Here is a 14,062-nt window from a genome sequence, read left to right as displayed (position 1 = left end):
AGACTACTTTCTAGCAAAAAAGTATCACTGGTCTTTGCGGCTATCTATGTCGCTACACTCATATTTTACTGTTAATCACTCACTATTATGACTTATACCTTAATTGTGATTAACAGGCGCGTGAATACCGACGTTGTTACATTTTTTCACTATTCTCCTGCTGTGCTTTACGGGTTTTACCCGCGCGCGAAGGTGGCTGACATATACCACAAACGTAATGCTGTGATGGGCTATGCGCATGAGCTACAAATTGCCCGTAACAGCGGGTGCATTGATTGAGCTGAAGTAAGTCACTTTCAAAAAACCTAACCAGCGTCCAGGCTCGCGTTAGACCAAGCACCGCCTCCATGTTTTCGAGCGACATTTGTTCGTTATAGAGTCGATATGCTTTTACGAAAGCATCGATGCGTCCGCACCCTGCCAGCGACTTCAAACTTAGATAAGTGTTGTAAAACAGTGACGAATGAACATTAGGCAGCCAGGTAATGAACCAATCCGTAGAGAAAGGCAGCATGCCCTTGGGCGGCGACATACCGCGCACTTCTTTATACAATTTAATCAAACGCGTGCGGCTTAATTCAGTTTCTGTTTCCAGCACCTGCAAGCGTGCCCCTAGCTCAATAAGCTCGATTGCCAGCTGCACTTGGTGCATTTCATCGACCAAGCTTTTCTGGTTCACTTAACGCCTCCTGATGGCATTGGCTCGAAAGGCTCACTCGCCAGCAGCAGCGACGCGTGAAGCCCTGACAAGCCCTGATCTCGAGGATTGTCAGTGAGCTGACGCAGACGCTCGGCACTCGTTTGGCTGAAGCGACACAACAGCTGACTCGTGCGAGCCAGCTTGGTCAACTGACGTGCATTCAATGACACAAGCAGCTCGGCAACATCGCCATCTATTTTCAGGCGAAACATAGCAGCCTCACGATCTTCATCAAGCAAGCGCTGCGCCAGAAGTAAATAAGCTAAATTTATTTCCTGAATTTCATCGAGAAAGTTGGTTTGACTCATGATGTCCCATTAAACGACTCAGGCGCGATATTGTGACCATTATACTGACGCCATTAATGACTTTTTATTACCTATCCTCATGGTTGCATATAACGTCTGTAATTGGCTACTCAGGCATTTCACGATGACTTAGCCCTTCTTCTGATAGTTCGAACACCCACACCAGCAGTTCTGCGACTATTTGATAAAGCCCCGCCGGGATTTCCGCATCGAGATCAAGCTGCATTAACAGTGCCACCAGCTCGGGCGCATCGTGCACATATATTCCCTGGCGTTGAGCTTCTGCCATAATTCGCTCGGCTAGGTCACCATAGCCTTTTGCCACAACACGAGGCGCACGGTCGTTCTCTTGATAAGCCAGTGCAACGGCTTGCCGTCGACGTTCACCCGGCGTAGCCACGGGTTGCCTCCGCTTCAATAAAGCGTGCACGCAGCTGCACTTTCTGCAGATCTAAAGCACTGAGGCGCTTTTCTAGCGCAGGTAAGCCAGCGTCGATTTTTTGATATGCCGCTGTACTTTCAGTGGTGAAATCGATACTCAGCATATTTCTATAGAGCCACAACGAAGCATTAAATGACCCTAGACTGGGAACGTCCAACTGCATATCCGAGCGCCATCCGCCATCCGGCTCTCCCTGCTGCTGTTTATGCTCTTGCCCCTCTTCACGGGCAGGCAAATTAATCACTAAGGCCATGAAAATACCGGCCCAAACATCGCCCTCCCAGCGAATAGTGGGCATCACCAGCATCTCAAGCTGCTGACGGACTAGGCTCTGTAGGCTTTCATGCACAATGTCGCGCGCTGGACGGTTGGCCAGTAGCTCTGTCATTTCTCTTGCATGACTCAGTTCAGCTTTTGCCTGACTACTCTCGGGTGCGGAGCTGGGTGTAGCAGCAGGAGGCGCCTGGCCAGCCACGGCGGGTGAACTCATGAGTGGTGTGGTTGACACTAAACCTTGCCGTAGAGCCAATCCATTTTCATGCGTCATCGGTACCAATGGCACATTTGGCAAGATAGCCATTCCCTGCCCACCTGCCTGAGACCCCGACGGTATCAATGGTGCTAATCCCGTTAATGCCTTTGCCCCCCCCAACCCAGCGGGCAATAAGGGTGCTAATGGCCGTGGCCCAGGCTGCATTTGTGGCTCATTCAATAATTGCTGGCGGGTACCTTCGCCCTGAAACCAACGCTTTAAATGCGATTCGTAAAACAACCCACTGTCGCGGATACTCGCTTCTAAGCGAGTGGCGACTGAACTGGCTCCGGGTGTTTCTTGGCTAGAGATAAGGACCGCTTCGGGTCGCATGACGGTGGGAGGTGCTGGAAAACGCAGTAGCACGTCAGCGATAGTCCGTGCAGCAGGGCTGAAATGGGTTTGAGTGGATCCCGGAGGAGACGGCAGCGACTCGCCACGTGGTAACGCTTTCCCCCCATCAAGCGGGAGGGGTAAGCGCTTTAAATCATTTAACGGTGACGCCCGGCCATCTAAATTAGCATCACCCATTACAGCACGCGGTCCTTCGCCTGGCGGAATCGGCTTCACAGGCTGATCCAATGCCTGCTTTAGTGACACTTCCCCTTGCCGCCCCAATACTTGATGCAAGAGTGTATCAATGAGAGGCGTGATACCGCTCACGATGACCTCGTAGCATCAGCATCGTCTGCTGTATGGGCCATTGTAGCGCCTTGCTGGGGAGCATAGGCTCGATGCAAGTCTCGCTGTCGCTGGGATACCCCAATGAGTTTGCCCAGTTCATCTCGACGTGCTACCAAGCGACGCCGGATATCAACATCATGCTCAAGTATGTTCTCAAGTAATTCTGCTTTACGTTGCTGGGCAGTAGAGTCAAGCTCTACGGTCGCATCCAACTCACGCAGTTGATCCACTAGGATCACATAGCTGGTACGCTGATCGATGAGCTCAGCCCACTGCTCAGCATTGGCAAGTGCATGCATGTGTTCAACGCGACTCAACAGCGCTTCATAATTATTCAATAGCGTCTGTTGAGCACTTTCGCCACGAGCGGATGTAGAAGCTGACATTATTGCCTCACGCACTCTGCCGCTGACCAATATCACGCCAAGCTGAGGCGATATCTTCAAGTAAGCGCTCGGCCTGATTCAAGCTCTCTTCATCGTTGCGCAGATTCGCTGCCAACAGCAGGCGTACGATATAATCGTAGAGCGATGCTAGACGCTCGGCAATTTCTCCGCCTTTCTCCTGATCGAGAGCAGCTGCCAGACCGTTATTAACGATATCCATTGCTTTAGATATCGACCTACCTTTCTCAGGTGTATTACCTGCCTGCATGTGAATTCGGGCAGCACGAATAGCCGCTTGCGCACCGTCAAACAACATCACAATAAGCTGGTGAGGATCTGCCGACATCACTCCGCTTTCTACGCCGACACGCGCATAAGCGTTAGCTCCACGCCCGTAGGCGGCGCTACCGCGAGAGTAAGTCATAAGCGGAACTCCTGTGCGTGGCTTTGTTATCGCCTATTGCGAAGTGCCACGAATATTAAAAGATAAAAAACAGCGAACTGAACGCTACTACTATTATGTATCGGCGCAAGACAAGGGGACTTTAACGTTGCACAGCGCTTTTTTTATCAACCTCACATACCCGCAACGAATGACCAATCATTAACGGCTTATAGATCTCATCTGCTCAGGTTGAAACAGCAACCTCACCGACAATTCGCCCCAGCCGCTCGGCGATGCTACCACTCACCACTGCCCCCACATTATCACGCATGGGTGGTTCAGCTTGCGGACTAAGCAATACCTCTGTGGGGTTGCCCTTACCATCTATACGTAAGATCCAGCCCTGCTGCCGGCTTGAAAAGCGCGCCAGCGAGCCTATGGGCAACCCTTTAAAATGCTCGATATAACGCTTAATCCAACGCATATCAAATTGGTTCGGGTGCTGTAATAAATGTCGATAGATCTGCTGTGATGTTTTAGCGGGTCGATCAGGTCGGTCACGTCGCATTGCCTCAACCACATCAACAATAGCACTAGCTTTGGCAAGCTCATTAATATCAGCCCCGCTCAGACCTCCCGGATAACCACTTCCATCCATGCGCTCGTTAATCTTGCCAACAACCGCCTGAGCAATCCCCTCCGATAACCATTGGCAGTTATGCAGTCGGTTCAGTATTAACTGAACATGCTCACTGATCGCTTCTCGATGTCTCGCCTCAAAGTGCGGCGCCTTGAATAACACCTGAGGAACAAGCGCTTTGCCAAGATCATGGATAAGCCCACTGGCGACAATCGCCTTGCGCAGGTCGTGCGGCATACTGGCACCGACAAAATCAAGCAAATGGATGGCCACCGCAATGCCGTGACGCACCACCAAAGGCTCTGGAGACAAACAGCGAGAGGCGAATAGCAACGCTTCACGATCCTCTTCGTGAAGATCTAATATTCGATCAGCATAACGAGAGAGTTGGCGACCATCGATATCACTGCCCTGCTGCAATGAAAGCAACTGGGCATCCAAATAGGCGGCTACTTTTACAAGCCGACGCGCCATCGGGGTTGCGTAACGCTTAACATCACGGCGGCCAAGTAGCTCGCTCGCACCCGATCGCTTATTTGGCAAGGCAAACAATGGGGAAGGCTGGCGCTCACTTTGCTGGTCTTTTTTATAACGAGCGGCTTCACGTTCAATTTCACACACAAAATACCAAATCTGTCGCTCTTGATCCGCACTGCACTCAGCGAAGCTAAAACCGACGCGCAGCAAATGGCGCTCCGCATCGGTTTTTTGGTGGCGAGCAAGTCCAAGCACTTCAAAATAAGTACCATCAGGGAAGGTAAACGCTAACTTTAGGGGGCCAGAGGTTGCCGCCAAGAGTCCGCTGGCCGCCAACGGTAGCTCAATCTGGCAACCATCCTGGGAAAGGTCTTTCAGCTCACCGGCGGCATCGGTATCCCCACCACACAAACCGGCCGCCACCGCCACCACCATCCCCATACGTAGCTCAGCACGGAAGGATTCACGGCGCTGGAGCACGTCTAGCGTTGCAGGGTAATCACTGCAACATAAAAAACGCCCCCCGGCATGGCGCGTTTCGGTCAGGTGCAAAAGTGGCGTCTGAACCACCTTCCCCTGGGCCTGACCACGCAGATAGAAAGCGGCGCCACCCTGTAAATGATGAAGCAAATAGTCAACCGAGGAGAGATCCATCACCAAGGTTTGCTCCAGATGCTGCTCCATCAAAACAATGGGCTCTGGACGCGCATCCTCCTTGGCGAGGCACAGTGACACTCCACCCGTTTCGATTAACGTGTTCAGCAGAGACTCGATTACTGTTGTACTTACTATTGTTTCAAACTCACCCTGCTGCGCTATCATTCTCGCCTCATTTTCTCTTATGCGTTAACGCGTTCACCGCAAAGCAAAGAAGCATATCAGAAGCCAACACCGTGGCGTATGCACAATAAGCCATCATTCCTATGTTTATTAAACAGGCCATAGCATACAAACACAGAAGGTTATATATCTGAGCCTCTCCGCAATAAAGTGATAAAACTCCATGCTGGCGAAGCATAAAGTTTTTTCGCTCCATGCCGATAAATGGTAAAGCCGTATACTGATAACCAAAAACCCAAGCTAGGGCCGCCATTTCTCGCTGTTGCACCACAACTGGTTGCCAAAGCTGACTTTCAAGAGGAATGTGCCCCATGAGCTCACTACCCACAGAAGCCACTACACCGATAACCTCCCTAACCAACCTAAACCCCAGGCAGCGACTAGATAACACGTTGGCCCAGCTAGCGCCGACGAACCCCCAGCTTAAAAACATCGATAAGAACGAAAGAGAAATATCTAGAGTCGAGCTAATAGAACCTGTTCAGCGCATTAACGAAGCGATGCGCCCACGCGGCTTAGAGTTTGAATTAAGTGAAGAGACGTCACGGGTAATCACCCGGGTGATAGATCGAGAATCTGGCGAAGTGATACGCCAAATACCTGCAGAAGAAGTGCTAAAAATTGCTGAGCGATTAGAAGAGATGCAAGGGCAAATAATCTCCGTCGAGGCCTAAATCTCGCGGCTGAAAGCCGTGCCGAATCGGCTAAATGCCTATACTTGCATGTTCATAACATCACGATATGCAGACACTAAGCGATTGCGAACCTGAAGCCCCATTTGAAAAGCGACGCTGGCCTTCTGCATATCGACCATCACATCGTTCAACTGCAAATTAGGGTCTCCCGCCTGAAACGCCATTGCCTGACTATTGGCCGCCTGCTGGAGCCGATTGATGCGCTGAATCGAGGCCTGCAACTCACCGCCAAACCCACCTTGCCCTACCGCTGCAGATGCCTGAACACCGCTAAGGGGCTGCGTGGATGATGCCTGAGTTGCCAAGCCTTGCATTTGTTGTAGCGCAGCCTGTATCGCGGGAGTGCTCATACGCCTACCTCAATTCGCAAAAAAACTAATACAAAAAGCCTAACATCGAAGTGACCTGCCTCATACGGACAAATACGCATAAAAAGCCAAGCTTATCGTTCCTTTAGGCTCGACTACTCACCGGATAATGGCGTTCATCACAATTCCGCCTCATCTTTTTGGCGGATAACAGCTATTGACGGATATTAGCCTATGCCTTCTTTGGTGATGCGCCTGGGCCGACGCCAGTTTTGCCTGCCCCTTTGGAGGGTCGCATGAGCGAAACCGGTGCAACGGCAGGCCGTCAAAACAGTACGAATCAAACCGCTCCCCGTAGCGGCACCACTGCAAATGGAAATACTGAACGCGATGCTGGCAGCGACTCGGCCGTTGGGCGAACGCTGAAGCAACTACGTGGCAATCCACTGGTCGCGCTGCTTATCGCCGGTGCCGCCTCAATTGCTATCGTGGTGGCACTCTTTATGTGGGCAAGTAGCCCAGAGTACCGTGTGCTTTACAGCAATCTGAGCGAAAGTGATGGTGGCAGCATCATCAATGAACTCGATACCCGTGGCATTCCCTATCAGTTCAGTGAGGGTGGCCAAGCATTAATGGTCCCTAGCGATCAAGTCCACACCCTGCGCCTGCAACTAGCTGAACAGGGACTGCCCCGGGGCGGCAACCTTGGCCTTGAGTTGATGGATAGCCAAGCGTTTGGGATTAGTCAATTTGCCGAGCAGATTAATTACCAGCGTGGCCTTGAAGGCGAGCTCGCACGCTCAATTGAATCGCTAGGTCCGGTGGAAGGCGTGAGAGTGCATCTCTCCATGGCCAAACCATCGGTATTTATTCGTGATCGCGAGTCGGCTAAAGCCTCTGTTGTGCTTACCCTTCTCCCCGGCCGCGTATTAGGCGAAGGACAAGTTAGCGCCATCGTCCATATGGTCTCGGGCAGCGTGCCCGACCTTGCGGCTGAAGATGTCACCGTGGTTAATCAGGATGGCCGTTTATTGTCAGCGGAGACAGGCAGTGGAAACGACCTGGATGGCTCTCAACTTGAGTATATCGCCGAGGTAGAGCGCTCTTATCAACAGCGCATCGAACATATTTTAACGCCCATTTTAGGCCGCGATAACGTACGCGCCCAAGTCGCGGCGCAAATCGACTTCTCACGACGCGAACAAACGTCTGAACGTTATGGCCCCAATCAGCCGCCCAACGAAGCAGCCGTGCGTAGCCGTCAGCTGAGCCTTGCATTTGACGGTGAAGACCCACTGGCCACAGGCATTCCAGGCGCGCTAAGCAATACACCACCAGGCACTATGCCCTCCCCCATCAACCAGCCGGACGATGGGGAAGTCGATAACGGCCTGCAAGAAGATGCCCCTGAGGCATTGCGTAACTTGCGCCAAGACGATGTTATTAACTACGAAGTTGATCGCAGCATTGAGCATGTCCAGCATCGTCTTGGCCAGATAGAACGCCTATCAGCTGCGGTGGTAGTCAACTATCGCACTGAAATGAATGATGAAGGCGAATGGGTTGATGTTGCGCTAACGGACAACGAAGTAGCCCAAATTGAGCGCCTGGTTCGTCAAGCGATGGGCTTCTCACAGCTTCGCGGCGATGAGGTTGAAGTCGTCAATTCGCCCTTCGCGCGCAGCGTGGACGAAACCGCTGACGTTGATTGGTGGCAGCAGCCCAGCACCCTTTCAATGGCCGCCAATGCAGGACGCTACCTACTGGTTGCGCTAGCCATCTTATTGCTCTATCTGCTGATTTTGCGCCCCTTAATTAAGCGCTATACACAAACCCCCGTCATGGCCACAGCAATGCCTGGTGGCACGCTCGCTGCTAGCGTGGGCGGCGAAGATGATGACGAAGCGGGCGAAGAGTCTGGTGGCGATAACGATGAGACTTACGCTAAGCCGAAGCGGCGGCGTAAAACCTCACTCTATGAGCATAACCTCAATGACCTGCGTGAAATGGCTCAGGAAGATCCCCGCATGGTCGCGATGATCATTCGCAGCTGGATGAATGCTAATGAGTAGTTCAATTGCTGAAATGAGTGGCGCCCGCAAGAGCGCCATCTTATTGCTTGCGCTCGATGAAGATAGTGCCGCCGAGATATTTAAGTATCTTGGCGCCTCGGAAGTGCAAGAAATTAGTATGGAAATGGCCAAACTGAACCAAGTCTCCCATGACGACATGAAAGCGGTGCTCGAAGCATTCCACAAAGAGACTGAAGAGTTTGTAGCGCTTAATCTTAACTCTAGCGATCACATCCGCTCGGTATTGACGAAGGCATTAGGCAGCGAACGTGCGACTAGCCTGATTGAAGATATTCTCGAGACGACGGGCAATAATTCGGGTATCGACGCACTCAACCTCATGGAAGCCTCCATGGTGGCCGAACTCATTCGCGACGAACATCCGCAGATCATTGCCACTATTCTGGTTCACCTAGACCGCCACCAAGCGTCCGATATCCTTGAGCTATTTGAAGAAAAACTGCGCAATGATGTGGTACTTCGTATCGCCACGTTCAGTGGCGTTCAGCCCGCTGCGCTACAAGAGCTAACCGAAGTGCTTACCAGCATGCTCGACGGTCAGAATCTCAAGCGCAGCAAAATGGGCGGCGTAAGAACCGCTGCCGAGATACTCAACTTGATGAACTCTTCCCAAGAAGAGACTGCGATCGAGACTGTGCGTGCGCACAGCGAAGATTTGGCGCAGAAAATTATCGACGAGATGTTCTTGTTCGAGAATCTGCTTGATCTTGATAACCGCGCTATTCAAATGGTGCTGCAAGAAGTTGATACCAACTCGCTGGTGGTGGCGCTTAAAGGCGCTCAAGACGCTTTGGTGGACAAATTCCTGCGTAACATGTCCCAGCGTGCCGCCGATTTAGTACGCGAAGACATGGAAGCCCGAGGCCCTATCCGTGTCTCTCAAGTAGAAACCGAACAGAAAGCAATTTTGCAGGTCGTGCGTCGTTTAGCTGATTCAGGTGAGATCGTTCTGGCGGGAGGAGATGACGAGTATGTCTAATACTCACTCGCCCAAGTTTGATCGCCATAGCGATTGGCGCCGCTGGCAAATGGATGAGTTGGCAACGAAGACCAGTGAGCACACCACTGATCGCGATGTTCCCACGGCACATCAGAGCAAAGTTCAAGCGGCACAAAAGGCGGTCGAGCTAGCGCGTCAGCGAGAAGAGAGCAAGCGCCAGGAGCTTTATGACCGTACTCGTCTACAGGCTGAAGAGGAAGGCTATAAAGCAGGCTTTGAGCAGGGCCATAAAGAGGGAATGGAAAAGGGCTTAGCGGAAGCCGCCGAACAGGCACAAAGGGAGTTAGAAGAACAAATTAGGTTAGCCGTTACACCGTTGAGTACGCTCGGCAAGCAGTTCTCTGACGCGTTAGAGCATATTGATGACACCATCGCTCACGATCTGGTTGAGCTAGCGCTGGCAACCGGCAAACAGCTTGCCAGCGACGCCCTTCAGGAAACGCCTGAGCAAATTTTAGTGATTGTGCGCGAGCTTTTGCATACTGAGCCACCGCTGGTAGGCCAACAGCGTCTTTGGCTCAACCCCCATGACCATACCCTGGTTGAAGAGCACTTAGGCAATGAGCTTAGGGCAGCCAACTGGAAGCTGCAGCCTGATGATCAGCTTGCCCGCGGCGGCTGCCGAGTCACCAGTGCCCAGGGTGAAATTGACGCTACTTTTGAAAGCCGCTGGCAGGCTATCCAAGCCCAATTACGCAAGCGCGGCCTCAATACACCGCCACCCTCAAACGTCCCTACATCCTAGGCGGATACGCTATGGCAGATACTACCTGTCCCCATCGACATCGCTGGAATAAGGCATTGCGACGCACCCAACAGCGCGTAAGCCATTTGCCGCGCTACCGCAATAGCGGCCGCGTCATTCGCGCGACTGGCATGGTGATAGAGGTAGTAGGGTTGCGGGTGGCCGTCGGTAGCGCATGCCGAATTGAACTGCCCGGTAGCGATGGACGGCTAGCCGATAGCGATAAGCATGCGGAAGCCGAGGTCGTCGGTTTTTCCGGGGACAAACTGTTTTTGATGCCGCTGGAAGAAGTGGCTGGGCTAATGCCTGGTGCACGCGTTTCCCCACTGGATGAAGGTGGCAGCAACAGCGCACGGCGGTTCCCCATGGGAGAGGGTTTGCTTGGCCGTGTACTTGATGGTAACGGCAATCCGCTTGATGACCGTGAGAACATAGAAGAAATTCCACGGGCAACGCTCAGCACACCTTATCTTAACCCCCTTTCGCGTGCCCCCATTGAGTCACAAATTGATGTGGGTATCCGTGCTATCAACGCGCTACTCAGCGTTGGCCGGGGGCAGCGAATGGGCCTTTTTGCAGGCTCTGGGGTAGGTAAATCGGTACTGCTCGGCATGATGGCACGCTACACCAAGGCCGATGTAATTGTGGTTGGCCTGATTGGTGAACGGGGCCGTGAAGTACAGGACTTTATCGATAATATTTTAGGACCTGAAGGACGTCGGAGAGCTGTTGTGGTTGCAGCGCCCGCTGATACCTCACCACTACAACGCTTGCAGGGCGCTGCTTATGCAACCCGCCTAGCGGAAGGCTTTCGCGATGAAGGTCGCAATGTCTTACTGATTATGGATTCACTGACTCGGTATGCCATGGCCCAGCGCGAAATTGCCCTGGCCATCGGTGAACCACCTGCAACCAAGGGCTATCCACCATCAGTGTTCGCTAAGCTGCCAAGCTTAGTAGAGCGCGCTGGTAATGCAGAGCGTGGAGGTGGTTCGATAACGGCGTTTTATACCGTTCTGACTGAAGGTGATGATCAGCAGGATCCCATTGCAGATGCCGCTCGCGCCATTCTAGACGGACACATAGTGCTATCAAGAACATTAGCGGAAGCGGGTCATTATCCGGCAATCGATATTGAAGCGTCTATCAGCCGGGCGATGACCTCTATCACCTCGCCTGAGCAACTTCAGGAAGCGCGCGTCTTCAAGCAGTTATTTTCGCGCTATCAGCGTAACCGCGACCTTATCAGCGTGGGTGCCTACAGCCCTGGCCACGACCCGCAGTTAGACGAGGCGGTAAATCGCTTTCCGTCTCTTGAACGTTTTCTACAGCAGAATATTAACGAGAGCGCAACGCTTGCAGATTCTCGCCAAGCGCTGCACTCACTGGTTGGAGGGCGCACATGAGTACATCGCAACTCGAAATGCTAACTGACTTAGCCAGAGGCGCACGCGATCAAGCGGGCAAAATTCTGGCGCAAGAGCGACAAACAGAACAGCAAACCACTGCGCAGCTACAATCGCTGCTGAACTACCGAGCCGAGTATGCTGAGCGTTTACAAAAAGCGATGCGCGATGGCATTGACCCTGCCACTATGTATAACTATCAACAATTCCTAGCCTCGCTGGATGCCGCATTAAGCCGTGCCCGCCAAGCATTAGCGGCGCAGCAGGCAAGCGTTCAACAGAGCCAAAAGAACTGGCAACAAGAGCAGCGCAAGCTCTCTTCGTACGATACACTGGCGTCGCGTCGACTGTTAGAAGAGCACCGCCGCAGCGAGCGTCATGAACAAAAAACTAACGATGACTTGGTGACGAGCCGCTTGGCACGTCAGCATAACGACACTCCGCATTAGCGGTGCCAGGGAACTGACTATGAATATCCACCAGTTGCTTTCGGCCAGCCAAAGTTCGTCTCAGACGCAGCCTCATGGCGCTTTAGGCCGACAAGACTCACCCAACGGTTTTTTCCAACAGGCGCTTTCACAAGCTTCTGCGGCACAACGTTTGTCGACATCTGAGATTAGTGGTCTTGGCTCGTTACAGGCACTGTCACACCAAGCCCAGCTCGATGAACTTAGTGGCCTCTTGTCAGCAGCCTTGGGAATGGATGCTGAGGAGTTGAGCACCACCCTTGAGTCACTGGGTCTAGACGTCAGTGAAGGAGATCTATCTCAACTACTTGCTCAACTTCAATTACCAAGCTCAGAGACCCCGCTGGAGCCGCTAACGCTTGATAACCAACAGGCCTCAACGCGCTTAGATGAGATTGCTGCTCGGCTAAATTTAATGGCCTCCTTCTCAGAAGACATGCCTCTGGTTGAGCCTGACTCATCACTCGACCCAGCAGTACTACAAGCCATTACCCAACACTTAAATATAAGTCAGACGGAAGCGGAGCAACTCATCTCTACATTAAGTGTCGTCGTAGGCCAGCAATTACCTGCTCACTCGTTGCCTACTGACAATGCACGCTTGTTCAGCGCTCGCTCGCCCTCTATTGAAATCAAAGCCGCTTCAAGAGCGCAACCAGATACATTCTTTGCGCAGATCAATACCAGTGCTGCCCTCTCACAGATCAGCAGTGACGCCTTGATGGGTGCCCTAATGACGGTGGAAGGTACGCCTAAAGGAGGTCAGCTTGGTGAGCACTTACTTACTGGTTTCTCATTAACTAACGGCAGCAATCCACTTGCTTCGGCGCAAACGGCCCAGGGCTTTACGCCTAGCGTTACGCCGACGCCAGCCGCCTTACCAACTCCTTTAACAAGCCCCGCTTGGCCACAACAGCTAGGCCAACAGCTGGTACAGATTTCTCAGCGCGGGGGTGAGCAGCATGTCCAAATGCAGTTGAACCCAGCAGAGTTAGGACCGCTGTCTATCTCACTGAAATTTGGCGAACATGGAGCTCAGGCACACTTTTTATCTGCTCACGCCCAGGTACGCCAAGTCCTTGAGCAGGCGATGCCTCAACTGAGGGAAGCGTTAGCAGAGCAGGGTATCTCGCTAGGCGAGACATCGGTAGGTGAGCAGCGAGATCCTAATGCTCAGACATTTGCCCAATCCGGTGGAAACCGGGGCAGTGAAATAGGTGACGCTAGTGGCGGTGATGGCTCTGAGGAAAAACCTGCATTAGGTGCTGAAAGCAGCCCACTGGTTTTAGATGGGCGTGTCGACCTTTACGCTTAACCGTTGTCGGCTGACGTTGTATGGATATTCTGGTTCTCGAAAGACCAGATAACTAAACCAAAAGATAGGCTTGCCAATCGAGCCTGTTCATTTCATCACCAGCATGCGCTTTAGGCATAATACTTTGTTAGTGATACGCATGGAGTTCACAGGAATCGCAAATGGCAGAAACTAGCGGTGGGTCAAAAAAACTGCTCTGGATAATGATTATCCTAGTATTGCTTTCGTCAGCAGGCGCAGCAGCAGCTATTTATATGGTAATCAATCAACGCGATGAGGGTCCTGAAGACGCAGTGATGCAGGAAGACATGGAGCGCGAGCCGCCCATTTTTATGCGGATTGACCCTTTTACCGTCAATCTTGCCGATGACAGCTACGGCTCTCGCTTACTTTATACAGGCGTGACTCTTCGTGTGGGTAACGATGAGAGTAAAGTTATTCTTGAAGAGCACATGCCCCAAGTGCGCAGCCGCTTGCTGATGCTACTGTCCGGCAAGCAGGCCGATGAATTGACCTCAACGGAAGGTAAACAGCAACTTGCGCAAGCGATTGTTGATCGATTAAACGTTCCGTTGACGGAAAATCAGCCACCGCTTGATTTGCGTGAAGTTTTATTTACTGAATTTATTGTGCAATAAC

General features: G+C 52.2%; 17 protein-coding genes. 8 read left to right on the top strand and 9 right to left on the bottom strand.

Annotated elements, in window-relative coordinates:
- Window positions 1-136: 136 nt before the first annotated feature.
- The 8 genes from flhC to AC5TBW_RS00405 form a co-directional block, all read right to left on the bottom strand.
- Window positions 137-679 carry a flagellar transcriptional regulator FlhC gene (gene flhC / locus AC5TBW_RS00440; protein ID WP_495510239.1) on the bottom strand — a complete coding sequence of 181 codons (543 nt, stop codon included), beginning with the start codon at window positions 677-679 and terminating at the stop codon, window positions 137-139.
- Entirely contained in the window at window positions 676-1,008 is a 333-nt protein-coding gene (gene flhD / locus AC5TBW_RS00435) for a flagellar transcriptional regulator FlhD (protein WP_495510238.1), read from the bottom strand. The genes flhC and flhD overlap by 4 nt, the downstream gene beginning before the upstream one ends.
- Window positions 1,009-1,114: 106 nt before the next feature.
- A complete protein-coding gene (locus AC5TBW_RS00430) occupies window positions 1,115-1,408 on the bottom strand; it encodes an EscU/YscU/HrcU family type III secretion system export apparatus switch protein (protein WP_339884437.1) in 294 nt (97 codons plus the stop codon).
- Window positions 1,392-2,645, bottom strand: a complete 1,254-nt coding sequence (gene fliK, locus AC5TBW_RS00425) for a flagellar hook-length control protein FliK (RefSeq protein WP_495510237.1) — start codon at window positions 2,643-2,645, stop codon at window positions 1,392-1,394. Before fliK ends, AC5TBW_RS00430 begins: the two co-directional genes overlap by 17 nt.
- Window positions 2,642-3,052, bottom strand: a complete 411-nt coding sequence (gene fliT, locus AC5TBW_RS00420; protein WP_495510236.1) for a flagellar protein FliT — start codon at window positions 3,050-3,052, stop codon at window positions 2,642-2,644. Before fliT ends, fliK begins: the two co-directional genes overlap by 4 nt.
- 7 nt (window positions 3,053-3,059) lie before the next feature.
- Window positions 3,060-3,476 (bottom strand): flagellar export chaperone FliS, encoded by a 417-nt coding sequence (gene fliS, locus AC5TBW_RS00415; protein ID WP_495510235.1) that lies wholly within the window; start codon window positions 3,474-3,476, stop codon window positions 3,060-3,062.
- Between the two features lie 205 nt (window positions 3,477-3,681).
- Window positions 3,682-5,376 (bottom strand): HD domain-containing phosphohydrolase, encoded by a 1,695-nt coding sequence (locus AC5TBW_RS00410; RefSeq protein ID WP_495510234.1) that lies wholly within the window; start codon window positions 5,374-5,376, stop codon window positions 3,682-3,684.
- Between the two features lie 7 nt (window positions 5,377-5,383).
- Window positions 5,384-5,707 carry a hypothetical protein gene (locus AC5TBW_RS00405; protein ID WP_495510233.1) on the bottom strand — a complete coding sequence of 108 codons (324 nt, stop codon included), beginning with the start codon at window positions 5,705-5,707 and terminating at the stop codon, window positions 5,384-5,386.
- Between AC5TBW_RS00405 and AC5TBW_RS00400 the strand changes: the two genes are divergently transcribed.
- Window positions 5,706-6,068, top strand: a complete 363-nt coding sequence (locus tag AC5TBW_RS00400; RefSeq protein WP_495510232.1) for a flagellar protein FlaG — start codon at window positions 5,706-5,708, stop codon at window positions 6,066-6,068. The genes AC5TBW_RS00405 and AC5TBW_RS00400 overlap by 2 nt on opposite strands.
- A 38-nt stretch (window positions 6,069-6,106) precedes the next feature.
- Here AC5TBW_RS00400 and fliE read toward each other — a convergent pair whose 3' ends face one another.
- The gene (gene fliE / locus AC5TBW_RS00395; RefSeq protein WP_495510231.1) at window positions 6,107-6,439 is read right to left on the bottom strand and encodes a flagellar hook-basal body complex protein FliE; all 333 of its coding nucleotides are present in this window, start codon (window positions 6,437-6,439) and stop codon (window positions 6,107-6,109) included.
- A 254-nt stretch (window positions 6,440-6,693) separates the two neighbouring features.
- On the opposite strand from fliE, the gene fliF reads away from it, so the two are divergent.
- The 7 genes from fliF (at window position 6,694) to fliL (ending at window position 14,061) form a co-directional block, all read left to right on the top strand.
- Window positions 6,694-8,469 carry a flagellar basal-body MS-ring/collar protein FliF gene (gene fliF / locus AC5TBW_RS00390; protein ID WP_495510230.1) on the top strand — a complete coding sequence of 592 codons (1,776 nt, stop codon included), beginning with the start codon at window positions 6,694-6,696 and terminating at the stop codon, window positions 8,467-8,469.
- Window positions 8,462-9,469, top strand: a complete 1,008-nt coding sequence (gene fliG / locus AC5TBW_RS00385; protein WP_495510229.1) for a flagellar motor switch protein FliG — start codon at window positions 8,462-8,464, stop codon at window positions 9,467-9,469. Before fliF ends, fliG begins: the two co-directional genes overlap by 8 nt.
- A complete protein-coding gene (locus AC5TBW_RS00380) occupies window positions 9,462-10,235 on the top strand; it encodes a flagellar assembly protein FliH (protein ID WP_495510228.1) in 774 nt (257 codons plus the stop codon). The genes fliG and AC5TBW_RS00380 overlap by 8 nt, the downstream gene beginning before the upstream one ends.
- A gap of 11 nt (window positions 10,236-10,246) precedes the next feature.
- Window positions 10,247-11,641 carry a flagellar protein export ATPase FliI gene (gene fliI, locus AC5TBW_RS00375; protein ID WP_495510227.1) on the top strand — a complete coding sequence of 465 codons (1,395 nt, stop codon included), beginning with the start codon at window positions 10,247-10,249 and terminating at the stop codon, window positions 11,639-11,641.
- Window positions 11,638-12,090 carry a flagellar export protein FliJ gene (fliJ, locus tag AC5TBW_RS00370; RefSeq protein WP_495510226.1) on the top strand — a complete coding sequence of 151 codons (453 nt, stop codon included), beginning with the start codon at window positions 11,638-11,640 and terminating at the stop codon, window positions 12,088-12,090. The genes fliI and fliJ overlap by 4 nt, the downstream gene beginning before the upstream one ends.
- 19 nt (window positions 12,091-12,109) lie before the next feature.
- Window positions 12,110-13,423 carry a flagellar hook-length control protein FliK gene (locus AC5TBW_RS00365; RefSeq protein ID WP_495510225.1) on the top strand — a complete coding sequence of 438 codons (1,314 nt, stop codon included), beginning with the start codon at window positions 12,110-12,112 and terminating at the stop codon, window positions 13,421-13,423.
- A 161-nt stretch (window positions 13,424-13,584) separates the two neighbouring features.
- Window positions 13,585-14,061, top strand: coding sequence for a flagellar basal body-associated protein FliL (gene fliL, locus AC5TBW_RS00360; RefSeq protein ID WP_495510224.1), 477 nt, complete (start codon window positions 13,585-13,587; stop codon window positions 14,059-14,061).
- Window position 14,062 lies beyond the last annotated feature (1 nt).

The sequence above is a fragment of the Vreelandella sp. ssv genome (assembly GCF_059448525.1).
Note: the sequence above shows the minus strand (reverse complement) of the source record. Positions and strands in the feature narration are given on the sequence as shown.